The organism is Chitinimonas sp. JJ19 (genome assembly GCF_036961565.1).
GTDB lineage: Bacteria > Pseudomonadota > Gammaproteobacteria > Burkholderiales > Chitinimonadaceae > Chitinimonas.
Genome location: NZ_JBAMDD010000004.1, coordinates 198300 through 211412 on the forward strand (window position 1 = coordinate 198300; position 13113 = coordinate 211412).

The following is a 13113-nucleotide window of genomic DNA, read 5'->3' on the forward strand; positions in this document are numbered from 1 at the left end:
CCACCACAGAGAGCGCCATGTCGCGTACCCGCAAAGCCCTGCTGTTTTCAGTGCTGTTCCTGATCGCACCTGTCGTATTGGCCTACTACGCCCTGCCCAGCGCCTTCGTAGCGCCGCTGCTCAGTCTCAACCGCTCGCTCTCCAGCCTGCAGGAACACACCACCACGGTTGCCGGGCACCAGGTCCATTATCTCGATGGCGGTAGCGGCGAAACCGTCATCCTGCTGCATGGCATCTTTGCCGAGAAAGATCACTGGGTGGATTTTGCCCGCGAGCTGACGCCTGGCTACCGCGTCATCGCCCCCGATATCCCCGGTTTTGGCGAAAGCTCACGCCTTGCCGATCAAAGCTATCAATACGCTCCCCAGGTAGAACGGCTGCATGCCCTGGTCCAGCAACTGGGCCTGCGCCAGTTCCACCTGGCCGGCAACTCCATGGGTGGCACCATCGCGGCGCTATATGCCGCAAAATATCCCGGCGAGGTGCTCAGTGTTGCCTTTATCGGTGCACCGCACGGCATACGCTCGCCCAAGCTCAGCGAGATGGAACAGCGTGTCGCCCAGGGCGAAGCCCCGCTGATTGCCCGCAACGAGGCCGAGTTCGCTGGCATGATGAAGATGCTGTTTGTGGAGCCACCGTTCCTGCCCCGTCCCATCCTGCTCGACGCCCAAGCCAGCGCCATCCGCAATGCCGCATCCAACCTGCGCCTATGGGAAGACCAGCGACGCGACGGCTACCAGTTGCAAGCCGCCCTACCCCAGTTAAAAGCACCTACCTTGGCACTATGGGGGGCGCAAGACCGGGTGTTCGATATCTCAGGCCTAGCTGTGCTGGGCTCGCTGCTACCCGCAGCCGAGCAGGTTACCCTGCCCGCAACGGGCCATCTGCCCATGATGGAGCGGCCGGCCGAAACAGCCACACGCTACAAGGCGTTTCTGGACAGCTAGCGCACTGCCACCGCCCCCACCTCCACCCCATGCACGCCAGTTACCCGCCCCTCTGGCACATAGATGGTCTGCACCAACCAGCGCTCCCGGCCATTGGCCAGCTTGCCCAGGCGGTAGATGATCTGCTCGTGCTGGTCGGGGTAGCTCAGTTTCAGCTCATTGGCTATCGCGGTCCATTGCAGGCCATCGCTGCCGGTGCCATCGGCATTGAGTTGCAGGCTGACGGCGCGCACGGGAAAGCCCGGTACGATCAGGCGGTCCGGCAGGCCAGCCCAGGTTTTGCCCGCCAGCTCTGCGGCAGTCAGTTCCTGCAGGGCGTTGCCATCTATAAAGGCCGCTGGCTGCGCCAGCCTGCCCAGCGGCGTAATGCTTTGCAGCACATTGTTGCGCAGTACACGGTGCTCACCCACGGCTCTGTAGCTGGCCAGCTGCAGGCCTGGCAGGCCACGTAACCGCTTGACCTGCAACTGGCTGTATTCGCGCCGCTGCGTGACGATGACACCGGTTTCCAGCTCCAGCTCGTCGTTGCTGTAACCGGTGCGGGTGGGCAGTGTGATGCCCAGGGCGCCATCGCTAACCACCCAAGGCGCCGCTATCCAGTAGTTGCTCTGGTTGCTCAGGCTGCCCTCGGCCAAGCCGGCCAGCCCCAAGCTGATTTCAGCCCCTTCCTGCAAAGCGGTGTAGCTCCCCGGCAGCAGCCGTATCACGCTGTCGTCCACCGCCGGGTTGATTGCCCGCAGGTAGTAACGGTCGTCCATCAGGCGCTGCATGGCCCCCTCAAAACCCTCGGCCGGCGTGGCTTTAAGGGCGTTCAGGTGGGTCTGATAGGCAGTGCTGTTGCGCAACAATGCACGGGTGTCGGCAAAGCCGGCTGGCAGGCTGGCGTCAGCGTCGCCGGCTCGGCGCACCACCGCTGCCATCTCCACCAGAGCCTGCGGGTCCAGCTGCGGCAGCAGCGCTTCCAATTCGTCGCTGCTGCTTAGGGGCGCACCCTTGTAAAGCTCGGCCAGGCGGTAGCTGGCGGTATTCAGCTCGTTCAGCTCCAGCGCAGGCAACTCAGCCATATCGAGTACAAAGTCGTTCCCGGCCAGGAAAATCAACCCACCCAGGTCGCCCAGCACGGCATACAGCCCAACCCGACGCCGGTCGCCTGCCCCCACGGCCTCCAGCGACACCGGCTCGCTACCGTCACCGGTTTCCAGCTCGATGCGGTAATTGCCGGCACTATCGGTACTGGCCAGCACTTCGCGCGTGCCAACTTTGGCGATCACGCTGGCTGGTGCAGCAGCCCCCAGGTAAACGCTGCCACGCAGCAGCAAGCGGGCATGTATGCTCAGCTCCACCCGGCCGGTCGCCGTATTGCCATGGCCATCGCCTATCACATAGCTAAGGGTTTCATCGCCATAAAACCCCGGTGCCGGGGTGTACAGCAAGCGGCCGCTGACCACCGCCACCGTGCCATTGACGGCACCGCTGGCAGAGATCAGGCGCAGCGTCTCGTTCTCAGGCTCCCTGTCATTGGCCATCACATCCAGGCTGATGGGTACATTCCAGCTACCCGAGTACACATCGGTCACGGCCACGGGTGCGAAGTTACCGCTGCTGGAACCACCGCCGCAGGCCAGCAGGGCTTGCAGCAGCATCAGGCTCAGCAGTATTCGAAACGGCGGCAGCGACATGAAGGATTCCTTGCTGGACATCAGCGGCGGTGTAACCAGACAAGCTTGGGCTTGCCATTATCCCGGTTGATCAGGGCACTGTAGGCGACTGTCACACGGCCAAAGCGGGCGGCGACGTCCGACTGGACATACTGGCTCTGTATATCCAGCAGTCCCTGCTGCTGGAACAGCGTCTGTACCTGGCCCTGCAGTGTCTGGGTGTAGTCGTTCAGTTCGGTGGTAGTCTTGAAGGGCTGAGTCTTGCACTTGGTCGCCAAGGCCGTGGCCTCGGTCATATTCATTGTCGTCACCGCCGCAATCACTTCGGCGGGTGCAAAATTGATATTGACCGGTGTGCCAGGCGGCAAAGCCGTCACAAAAGGCGACAGGGCCTTGATTGTCTCTTCCGAGAAGCCCCGCACCAGGCGCAACTCATTGATATCGAACAGCACCCGGTTGGCGGCGCGTCGTGCCGGCTCCAAGGCCAGGTACTCCATGTCCTCGGCACCGCCCGGGTAGGTAGTCTGCTGGTCGGCATCTATCCAGTCGATCACCGCATTGGCCAGGTCAGGCGACAGTTGCTTGGCCGTCAACAGGCGCTGAAAAGCCGCCACATCGTCTGGGCTGACCGTCAGGTTGGGGCCGCGCAGCAGATTGTTCAGATTAAAGCGCCCTTGCAGATCAGTCAGCCGCCCACCGGCCTGCCCCTGCTCCACCGGCAAGGTCGGGATAGGGATAGTCCAGGGCTCCAGCGCATGGTCAACCTGGTTCTGCTGGTTGTCGTCACGCAGCGTCATCCGCCCCAGGTTGACGGCCGACCGTGCCACATCGCGCGCCTGCGCCAGATCGTGCTGGTTCTCTACCTGGCGCATCCATAAGCTATGGCGAAACGCCATAAAGCCAGCCAGCGTCGCCACCAGGGCGGCCACGGCCACGGCAGTCACAATGGCTATGCCGCGCTGCGGCTGAAGGCGCGTACTCATGGCAGGGCAAACATCCGCGTTATGGTTTCACCCGTTTCCATGGTCAACTCGATTTCCACCCCCCGTGGCGGTGGCGGCGTGCCTGGCCCTTGCGGCCAGCTCAGTTGCCATTGCCCGTTCGCATCCATGTATCGGGCATTGAAGGTCTTGACCTTGTCGAGCATGGCCAAGGCCGTGGGGCCGCTACGTGGCGCCAAGTCCAGCGAATTCCATAGCAGCAGTTCCAGCTTGCCTTCGCGCAGCCGGTAGCCCATGCGGGTCAGTTGCCCGCCGTCATAACGGACAAACTCCATCTGGGCGCCATTGAAATCAATGGCCCCGGCACTGCCGCGCAAAGGCGGCTGGGCAACACCGCCCTCGTCACGCCAGGATCGGTCGGCCACCTGAGAGAAATCTTCCTCAAAACGCGCCAATGCCACGGTCCATTCGCGCCATTTACGATTATCGGCATCCATCACCTGCTTGGTGGTGGCCATGCGCGCCACGCCCTGGTAGGCGATCACCATCAGCACACTGAACACGGCCAGCGCCACCAGTATCTCAACCAGCGTAAAGCCACGGTGGCGCCCGCCCATGCCCACCGGTTTCGGCCCAGGATTACTGCGACACATAGCTCACCAGCACTGCATCGGCATGATTGGCGTCATTCGGCGGATAGACCCGCACCTCCACCCGACGGAAAGCCTTGTTGGGGGTTTCAGAAACCGTCTCGCGCCAGACAAACTCCAGCCCCGCCTGGTTCGCCACCCCTTCGGTGGTACCGGTATCTGGCAAGGTATTCATGGCGGCATAGTTGGCCATGCGGTTCTGCGCCACCCAGCCGCCGGCCAGATGGCGTCGCAAGGCCATGGAGCCATCCGTCACGGCCAGCGTGGCACGGGCAGCAGCGGCCAGCGCAATGCCCAGCACGGCCAGCGCAATCAACACTTCAATCAGGGTAAAGCCGAGCGAACGCCTCATGATCCACCCGTCGCAGTGCCGGCTGGCAGGCCCGGTACTTCCAACGTCATGCGGCCCAGGGCGTCGGCATTCAGCTTGCGCATGACTTCGCCGGCACGCAGCTCTACGGTAAACGGTGCGTTGACGCCGGACGGCATGAAGACGACGCGGCCATCGGGGGGAAGCGGCAGCAGGTTGACCCGCATATCCGCCACCCGCACGGCCTCGGGCAGTTGGCGGACGCGCAGTATCTGGTTGTCTTCCAGCAGTTGCCACGCCCCCTCGGCATCCTGCTTCCAGAAGCCATAGCCCTGCTCGGCACGCCCGAAGGCCAGCGGCACACCCGCCGCTATCGCCTCGTCCCGTGCCGACTCCAGCAGCAAGGCCAGCCGCTCGGCCTCGTGCTGCAAGGCATCGGTATCGCTGCGGCTGAAGTTGACCGCCGCCAGCGTCACGATGATACCGACGATCACCATCACCACCAGGATCTCAATCAAGGTGAAGCCGGTGACTCGTCTGGGCCGGTGCTGCATGGTGGATTTCAAGATAGCGGCTTAGAGCATCCAGGAGCCGATATCGGCGTCGTGGTTCTCGCCGCCGGCCTTGCCGTCAGCACCATAGCTGAGAATATCGACTTCACCCTTCATCCCAGGATTGAGGTAGAGGTAGTCGTTACCCCAGGGGTCTTGCGGCAGCTTGGGCAGATACGCCTTCCAGTTGCCCGGAATCTGGCCGGTGGTGGGCTTCTCCACCAGGGCCTTGATACCTTGCTCGGTGCTGGGGTAGCGCGTGTTATCCAGCTTGTAGAGGTTCAATGCCTGAAGTATGGCCTGCACATCCTGCTTGGCCGCCACCACGCGTGCCTCGTCCGGCCGGCTCATGATCTTGGGCACGACCAGCGCCCCCAGGATGGCGAGAATGGTAATCACGACCAGGATTTCTATCAGGGTGAAGCCTTGCTGCTTGCGTTGCATCTGCTATTGCTCCTTGTATTGGTGTCGCCCCGTCGGGAAGCGGGTTTCGTTTTTTTCCATCTTGGCGATGATGGCCGCAGCCACATCGATATCAAGGCTGTTGGCAAAGGCCAATGCGTATAACAACACATCGGCCAGCTCTTCGGCCACTTCTGCCTTGTCCAGTTCCACCTCGGCCGGCGGCGTCCACTGAAAGTGCTCCATCAACTCGGCCGCTTCGATGGCAATGCTCATAGCCAGGTTCTTGCCGCTGTGGAAGGGTTGCCAGTCACGCGCTGCCGCAAAGGCGGCGACACGCAGCTTCAGTTCCGCCAGTGTCGTATCGTGGTCGGTCGCCATTATTTCACCAGTTGATTCATCTCGAACACCGGCAGCAGTATGGCCAGCACGATCAGCAGCACCGCACCGCCCATCAGCAGCACCATCACCGGCCCCAACAGGCTGGTGAACGTCGCCACCTTTTGCTCCAACTCGCCGGTTTGTTGCTTGGCGGCTTTGTCCAGCATCAACTCCAGCCTACCGCTGGCCTCGCCACTGGCAATCAGGTGCACCAGCACGGGCGGGAACAACTTCTGCCGCTCCAGCGATTTGGACAGCACCGCACCTTCGCGCACATCGCGCGCCGCGCTGCTCACCGCCTCGCGCAGCACCAGGTTCTCCACCACGCCGGCAGCCGCCTCCATGGCCTTCAGCAGCGGTACACCGCTGCCCACCAGGATCGATAAGGTACTGGCCAGCCGTGCCGTGTTGCCCGCCCGGTTCAGGCGGCCAAACAGCGGCAATCGCAACAGAAAGCCATCTACCTTGAGTCTGAAAGCGGGCTTTTTGAGCATCTGAGCAAAGCCAAAGCCGCCTGCCCCCAGCAGGGCAAACACCACCAGCCCGTATTCGCGTATGCCGCCCGAGATCAGCAGCAAAGCCCGGGTCAACAAGGGCAGCTCCTGCTTGGAGGACTGGAATACCGACACCATCTGCGGCACCACCCACCACAGCATGCCCACGATCACCAGTATCGATACCGACAGCACCACGGCCGGATAGACAAATGCCAGCACCACCTTGGAGGTCAGTGCCTGCCTGGCCTCGATGTAATCGGCCAGGCGCGACATGACGCCGGCCGCCTTGCCCGATTCCTCGCCCGCCCGCACGATGGTGCGGTACAGCTCAGGAAACACCTTGGGATGGCGGCCCAGCGCCACGCTCATGGCAGCACCGGCCAGCACCTCGCTGCGCACGCCTGCCAGCACATCACGTGCACGCGGGTTCTCGGCCTGCTCTATCAGCACCGTCAGGGCCCGCTCTATGGTCAAGCCGGCATCCAGCAAGGTGGCAAACTGGCGGGTAATCAGCGCCAGCTCGCCGGTAGACACCCCACCACGCTGGCGTCCACCGGGTTTGCTGGTCTCGGCCGCGCCGGCCAGCTCCCCCATTTCGGTCACCCACAGGCCTTGATCGCGCAAGTTGGCGCGGGCCTGTTTGGCATTGTCGGCTTCAATGACACCTTCGCTGCTACGCCCATTGGCATCCAGCGCCTGATAACGAAAACCCGCCATCAGTTTTGCTCCTGTTGTGTAGCTGCACCGACATCGGTCGGCAGAGGGGGCAGCAAACCTGCAGGACTGGCCAGCATCAAGGCCAGCAAGACCACGATGAAAACCGTGGGCAGATAAAGCAGCAAACCCACCAGCACATGTTTGATTTCCACACCGGTTGCCTTGCTCAGCGAATTGATCAGCACCGAGAGGCGATAGAAAACCAGTACACCACTGATCGGGATGCCCACGGCAGGCGGAATCATGTTCAGCAGCGGCGCGATCAACTGGCTGCTGCTTGCCAGCACGATCAAAGGGAACAAGGAGCCCTGGCCGTCCCAGCGATCTCCCAGCTTGAGCCACCAGCCAAAGAAGAAGGTCAACGCCAAGGCATGCAGCCAGGTCACTGCAACAAGCAAACCCACAGGGACGGTTATCCCGGCTTTATTCTCCGGCACACCCAATGCGGGTAATACGCTCAGCACCGTCAGCCACAGCACTGGCTGCCACCAAGTGTAGGCATAGTGCGACACAGGCTTCACACGGAAGCAGGCAAGGTCGATGGCGTCTTTGAATAAGGGCAGCATCTGTCATTTCTAAACAACAAGGCCGCCTCACGGCGGCCTTTGCGTAAGCTGGCGGGCTGCTAGCTCTTCACGCAATCAAGACGGTCTTCCACCTGTTGTACCACCAGTTGGAAATCCTGCCGCAGCGGGGCCTCACGCCTGGCGGCCAGATAGTAGCGCTTGCAGGGTTCAATGGTAAACGGCACGTCCTTCTCTACCGGCTGGGTAAAACCCGCCACAGGCGCCGCCAGCAGCCGCAGGGTACGCTGGCCCGGCTCGGCACGGACGGTGTCACGATCTACGGTGTAGTTGCCATCGATGGCCACTATCCGCACCGGATAGAGCTTCATATCGGCACGCCCCATCTCGCGCCGGCCATCCAGCAGGCTGGTATCCGTTACCTTCATGCTGGCGCAGCCGGAAAGCCCGATCAGGGCAAACAAGGCCAAGGTGTTCACGATGCGTTTCATCTTCCCACTCCTTCGCTGATAGACAGCAGTTATTGGCAACAGAAAGATTATGCGCGCCTGCCAGCCACCTGTATGGCCCGTGTTTACAGACTTTTACGCCTGAATCAGTCGAACACAACCGTCTTGTGGCCGTAGACCAGTACACGGTGATCCAGATGCCAACGCACGGCGCGGCTCAGCACGATGCGCTCCAGATCACGGCCTTTCTGCACCAGGTCTTCAACCGTCTCACGGTGCGAGATGCGGGTCACATCCTGCTCGATGATGGGGCCATCATCCAGCACCTCGGTCACATAGTGGCTGGTGGCGCCGATCAGCTTGACGCCACGGGCATGGGCGCGGTGATAAGGCTTGGCGCCCTCGAATGCCGGCAGGAAGCTGTGGTGGATATTGATCACCTTATGGCGATAGGCCGTGCTGAACGACTCAGACAGCACCTGCATATAGCGGGCCAGCACGATCAGATCCACGCCGTGCTCCGCCAGCAAGGCACGCTGCGCCGCCTCGGCCTCGGCCTTGTTGTCCTTGCTGACGGCCACCACATGGAAGGGAATACCGTAAAACTCGGCAATGCGGCGGCAGTCCTCATGGTTGGAGATGATCAACGGTATCTCGCAGGCCAGCTCGCCGGTATGCCAGCGATGCAGCAGATCAACCAGGCAGTGGTCGTACTTGGAGACAAAAATAGCCATGCGCGGCTTGTGGGCGGAACGCTTGAGCTTCCAGGCCATGCCAAAGCGTTCGGCAATCGGCGCGAACGCCGCCTCGAACGCCCCCATATCCAGCGCAAAGCCGTCCAGATCCCACTCGATGCGCATCAGGAACAGATCCGCATCGTCATCCTGGTGCTGATCGGCATGCAGGATGTTGGCGTTGTAGGTGTAGAGGAAATTGGCGATGGCAGCGACCAGCCCCTTGCGGTCAGGGCAGGAGATCAACAGTGTGGCGGTATTCTTCATGATGGCTAGGCTCGATGGAGGGGGCAGTGAGGCCATGGATGCAGACATCGCAACACCCAGGTCACCCTACCCCAGGGCACTGGCATGCCAGGCGGGCCGGTGATTCTGGCAATGCTGAGGGCAGTATGCAATCCCGCAGCCGTGTCGCGCGCCGTTCACATGCACAAATCAAACGCTTGTTTAAATCATTTGTTAGGTGCTAAGTTGTGGTCTATGGCCCGCTGCGGCAGTACCGCCAAAGCCCGGATAGGCCACGGCACACCCCGCGTTAGCCCGCCCTGAAGCACCAGGGCAGCAAGCGCCCGGCATCATGGTGCGGTGACGATATCCCTCGCTGGTGCTATGCTTCAGGCCCTCTTACGTTGACGTCACCTGGATGTCGCGTGTACACGAATTCCTAATCCGATCCCCAGCGGAGGCAGTGTGAAAATCCTGGTCGCAGTGAAGCGCGTTGTTGATTACAACGTCAAAGTCCGTTGCAAGACCGATGGCAGCGATGTCGATGTTGCCAACGTCAAGATGTCCATGAACCCCTTCGACGAAATCGCCGTCGAAGAAGCCGTGCGCCTGAAGGAAGCCGGCAAGGCCAGCGAGATCATCGTGGCCTCGCTGGGCGTCAAGCAGTGCGAAGAAACCCTGCGCACCGCCTTGGCCATGGGCGCCGATCGCGCCATCCATGTCGAGACCGATGCCGAGCTGCAGCCCCTGGCCGTCGCCAAGCTGCTCAAGGCTCTGGCAGACAAGGAACAGCCGCAGCTGGTGATCCTGGGCAAGCAGGCCATCGACGACGATGCCAACCAGACTGGCCAGATGCTGGCTGCCCTGATGAATGCGCCGCAAGGCACCTTCGCCTCCAAGGTGGAATTGGCAGGCGACAAGGTCAATGTCACCCGCGAAATCGACGGCGGCCTCGAAACCGTATCGCTGTCGCTGCCCGCCATCGTAACCACCGACCTGCGCTTGAACGAACCGCGCTACGTCAAGCTGCCCAACATCATGGCCGCCAAAAAGAAGCCGCTGGACAAGACCACGCCGGCAGAACTCGGCGTGGACGCAGCGCCCCGCCTCAAGACCCTCAAGGTTGCCGAGCCGCCCGTGCGCAAGGCCGGCATCAAGGTGGCTTCGGTTGCCGAGCTGGTAGCCAAGCTGAAGAACGAAGCGAAGGTGATCTAAATGTCTATCCTCGTCATTGCCGAACACGACAACGGCTCGCTCAAGGCCGCTACCCTCAATACCGTTACCGCCGCACAGAAGATCGGTGGCGACATCCATGTGCTGGTTGCAGGCCATAACGCCGCTGCCGCTGCCCAGGCTGCTGCCCAGATCGCTGGCGTAGCCAAGGTGCTGCTGGCCGACGCCGCCCACCTGGGCCACCAGCTGGCCGAGAACGTCACCCCCGTGGTGGTGGAACTGGCCCGTGGCTACAGCCATGTGCTGGCACCCGCCACTACTCACGGCAAGAACCTGCTGCCGCGCGTGGCCGCCCTGCTGGATGTGGCGCAGATTTCCGATGTGATCGCCGTCGAATCGGCCGACACCTTTGTGCGCCCCATCTATGCCGGCAACGTCATCGCCACCGTGCAGTCCAGCGATGCCATCAAGCTGATGACCATCCGCACCACCGCATTCGACGCCGCCGCCACTGGCGGCAGCGCAGCGGTAGAGAACATCGGCGCTGGCAGCGACGCAGGCAAATCCAGCTTCGTCAGCCAGGAGTTGACCAAGTCCAGCCGCCCCGAACTGGGCGCCGCCAAGATCATCGTCTCCGGCGGCCGTGCCCTGGCCTCCAGCGAGCAGTTCCATGGCGTGCTGGAACCCCTGGCCGACAAACTGGGTGCCGCCATCGGCGCCAGTCGTGCCGCTGTCGATGCGGGCTACGCCCCCAACGACTACCAGGTCGGCCAGACCGGCAAGATCGTGGCGCCGCAGCTCTACCTGGCAGTGGGCATCTCTGGCGCCATCCAGCATCTGGCCGGCATGAAGGACTCCAAGGTCATTGTCGCCATCAACAAGGATGAGGAAGCCCCCATCTTCCAGGTGGCAGACTACGGCCTGGTGGCCGATCTGTTCACGGCCGTGCCGGAACTGATCGCAGAACTCAACAAGTAAGCATCGTATGAACTAAAACGGTCACCACGGTGGCCGTTTTTTCAGCCCCACGAATCAAGCAAGCGCTCGAATTGGAGATAACCATGAGCTACCGTGCACCCGTTGCCGACATCCGCTTTGTGCTGAACGAACTGGCTGGCCTCAATGAGGTCGGCGCCCTGCCCGGCTATGAGGACGTCAATCCCGAACTGGCCGATGCCATCCTGGAAGAAGCCGCCAAGCTGGCCGAGAACGTGATCGCGCCGCTGAACAAGGTCGGCGACCAGCACGGCAACAAGCTCAGCGACGGCATCGTCACCACCGCGCCTGGCTTCAAGTCTGCCTACCAGCAATTCTCCGAAAACGGCTGGGTCAGCCTGCGCACCCCCACCGAGTTCGGCGGCCAGGGCATGCCCGCCCTGATCGCCATGGCCACCGAGGAAATGTGGTGTGCCGCCAATGTCGCCTTCAGCCTCTGTCCGCTGCTGACCTTGGGTGCCTTTGAGGCGCTGGAACACCACGCCTCAGACGAGCTCAAAGCCACCTACCTGCCCAAGATGGCATCAGGCGAGTGGACAGGCACCATGAACCTGACCGAACCGCAAGCCGGCTCGGACCTAGCCCAGGTCCGCGCCAAGGCCGTGCCGGTCGGTGATGGCACTTACAAGATCAGTGGTCAGAAGATCTTTATCACCTGGGGCGAGCACGATATGGTGGAGAACATCGTCCACCTGGTCTTGGCCCGCCTGCCCGACGCCCCAGCAGGCGTGAAGGGCATCTCCCTGTTCGTGGTGCCCAAGTACCTGGTCAACGCCGATGGCTCGCTGGGTGAGCGCAACGATGTCAGCTGCGTTTCGCTGGAGCACAAGCTGGGTATCCATGCCTCGCCTACCTGTGTGATGAGCTACGGCGACAAGGGGGGAGCCATAGGCTACCTGGTGGGCGAGGCCCACCGTGGCCTGGGCTATATGTTCACCATGATGAACCAGGCACGCCTGGGCGTGGGCATAGAGGGCATGGCTATTGCCGAACGTGCCTATCAGCAAGCGGTAGCCTACGCCAAGGATCGCGTTCAGAGCCGCGAGCTGGGGTCGGACAACCCTGCGCCGGCCGCCATCATCAAGCATGCCGACATCCGCCGCATGCTGATGACCATGAAAAGCCAGATCGAAGCCCAGCGCGCCCTGACCTACTATGCCGGCGCCGCACTCGACCGCGCCGCACGCCACCCCGATGCCGCTGAGAAACAGAAATGGCAGGCCGTGGTGAACTTCCTCATCCCCATCGTCAAGGGCTGGAACACCGAGCAGGTCAACGAAATCACCTCGCTGGGCGTACAGATCCACGGCGGCATGGGCTTTATCGAGGAAACCGGTGCCGCCCAGCATTTGCGCGATGCCCGCATTACCGCCATCTATGAAGGTACAACCGGCATTCAGGCCATGGACCTGGTGGGCCGCAAGACCGCCAGCGAGCAAGGCCGCACCGCCCGCGCCCTGCTGGCCGAAGTGGAAGCCGTGGCAGCACAGCTGAAGACCCAGGGCCTGGCCGAGATAGGCGATGCACTGGATGCCGCCCTGGTCCACGCCCGTGCCAGTACCGATTTCGTGGTGGGCCAGTTTGAAGCACAGCCCAAGGCCGTTGCTGCCGGCTCGGTGCCCTTCCTCAAGCTCATGGGTATCGTACTGGGTGGCTGGCAACTGGGCCGCGCCGCACTGGTGGCCAAGCAGAAGCTGGCTGATGGTGATGCGGACAGCGCTTTCCTCGAAGCCAAGCTGATCACCGCCCGCTTCTTTGCCATACACCTGCTACCCCAGGTAAGCGGCCTCTCGGCAGCCATATTGCATGGTGCTGATACCGTGCTGGCATTGCCGGAAGAAGCGTTCTGAGGGTCTGTACCCAATTGCAGGCAGTAGCATCAGGCTAAGTGGATGTGAGCACCCGGGAAACCCCGGGTGCTTACGATGGCAGTATCGCTAACCTCTACCCCGGCTGCG

15 protein-coding genes are annotated in these 13113 nt (G+C 62.1%); 4 read left to right on the top strand and 11 right to left on the bottom strand.

Annotated elements, in window-relative coordinates; all coding sequences use genetic code 11:
- The first annotated feature begins 17 nt into the window (after nt 1-17).
- The gene (locus V7714_RS06970; RefSeq protein WP_335709061.1) at nt 18-947 is read left to right on the top strand and encodes an alpha/beta fold hydrolase; all 930 of its coding nucleotides are present in this window, start codon (nt 18-20) and stop codon (nt 945-947) included.
- Here V7714_RS06970 and V7714_RS06975 read toward each other — a convergent pair.
- The 11 genes from V7714_RS06975 to purU form a co-directional block, all read right to left on the bottom strand.
- Nucleotides 944-2626 carry an Ig-like domain-containing protein gene (locus tag V7714_RS06975; protein WP_335709062.1) on the bottom strand — a complete coding sequence of 561 codons (1683 nt, stop codon included), beginning with the start codon at nt 2624-2626 and terminating at the stop codon, nt 944-946. The genes V7714_RS06970 and V7714_RS06975 overlap by 4 nt on opposite strands.
- 20 nt (nt 2627-2646) lie before the next feature.
- Nucleotides 2647-3588, bottom strand: a complete 942-nt coding sequence (gspK, locus tag V7714_RS06980; protein WP_335709063.1) for a type II secretion system minor pseudopilin GspK — start codon at nt 3586-3588, stop codon at nt 2647-2649.
- Entirely contained in the window at nt 3585-4163 is a 579-nt protein-coding gene (gspJ, locus tag V7714_RS06985; RefSeq protein WP_335709064.1) for a type II secretion system minor pseudopilin GspJ, read from the bottom strand. Before gspJ ends, gspK begins: the two co-directional genes overlap by 4 nt.
- Before the next feature lie 22 nt (nt 4164-4185).
- On the bottom strand, nt 4186-4548 hold the full coding sequence (gspI, locus tag V7714_RS06990; RefSeq protein ID WP_335709065.1) for a type II secretion system minor pseudopilin GspI: 363 nt from the start codon (nt 4546-4548) through the stop codon (nt 4186-4188).
- On the bottom strand, nt 4545-5060 hold the full coding sequence (locus V7714_RS06995) for a GspH/FimT family pseudopilin (protein ID WP_335709066.1): 516 nt from the start codon (nt 5058-5060) through the stop codon (nt 4545-4547). Before V7714_RS06995 ends, gspI begins: the two co-directional genes overlap by 4 nt.
- 21 nt (nt 5061-5081) lie before the next feature.
- A complete protein-coding gene (gspG, locus tag V7714_RS07000; RefSeq protein ID WP_335709067.1) occupies nt 5082-5501 on the bottom strand; it encodes a type II secretion system major pseudopilin GspG in 420 nt (139 codons plus the stop codon).
- Between the two features lie 3 nt (nt 5502-5504).
- The gene (locus V7714_RS07005; RefSeq protein WP_335709068.1) at nt 5505-5840 is read right to left on the bottom strand and encodes a nucleotide pyrophosphohydrolase; all 336 of its coding nucleotides are present in this window, start codon (nt 5838-5840) and stop codon (nt 5505-5507) included.
- Entirely contained in the window at nt 5840-7054 is a 1215-nt protein-coding gene (gspF, locus tag V7714_RS07010) for a type II secretion system inner membrane protein GspF (RefSeq protein ID WP_335709069.1), read from the bottom strand. Before gspF ends, V7714_RS07005 begins: the two co-directional genes overlap by 1 nt.
- Nucleotides 7054-7620 carry a hypothetical protein gene (locus tag V7714_RS07015; protein WP_335709070.1) on the bottom strand — a complete coding sequence of 189 codons (567 nt, stop codon included), beginning with the start codon at nt 7618-7620 and terminating at the stop codon, nt 7054-7056. The genes gspF and V7714_RS07015 overlap by 1 nt, the downstream gene beginning before the upstream one ends.
- A gap of 59 nt (nt 7621-7679) precedes the next feature.
- Nucleotides 7680-8069: a hypothetical protein gene (locus tag V7714_RS07020; RefSeq protein ID WP_335709071.1), complete on the bottom strand. Its 390-nt coding sequence runs from the start codon at nt 8067-8069 to the stop codon at nt 7680-7682.
- Between the two features lie 104 nt (nt 8070-8173).
- Entirely contained in the window at nt 8174-9028 is an 855-nt protein-coding gene (gene purU / locus V7714_RS07025; RefSeq protein WP_335709072.1) for a formyltetrahydrofolate deformylase, read from the bottom strand.
- A 423-nt stretch (nt 9029-9451) separates the two neighbouring features.
- Here purU and V7714_RS07030 point away from each other — a divergent pair, with 423 nt between their 5' ends.
- The 3 genes from V7714_RS07030 (at nt 9452) to V7714_RS07040 (ending at nt 13005) form a co-directional block, all read left to right on the top strand.
- Nucleotides 9452-10201 (top strand): electron transfer flavoprotein subunit beta/FixA family protein, encoded by a 750-nt coding sequence (locus V7714_RS07030; protein ID WP_335709073.1) that lies wholly within the window; start codon nt 9452-9454, stop codon nt 10199-10201.
- On the top strand, nt 10202-11137 hold the full coding sequence (locus V7714_RS07035; RefSeq protein ID WP_335709074.1) for an electron transfer flavoprotein subunit alpha/FixB family protein: 936 nt from the start codon (nt 10202-10204) through the stop codon (nt 11135-11137).
- An 83-nt stretch (nt 11138-11220) separates the two neighbouring features.
- Nucleotides 11221-13005: an acyl-CoA dehydrogenase C-terminal domain-containing protein gene (locus V7714_RS07040; RefSeq protein WP_335709075.1), complete on the top strand. Its 1785-nt coding sequence runs from the start codon at nt 11221-11223 to the stop codon at nt 13003-13005.
- Nucleotides 13006-13113: the final 108 nt, after the last annotated feature.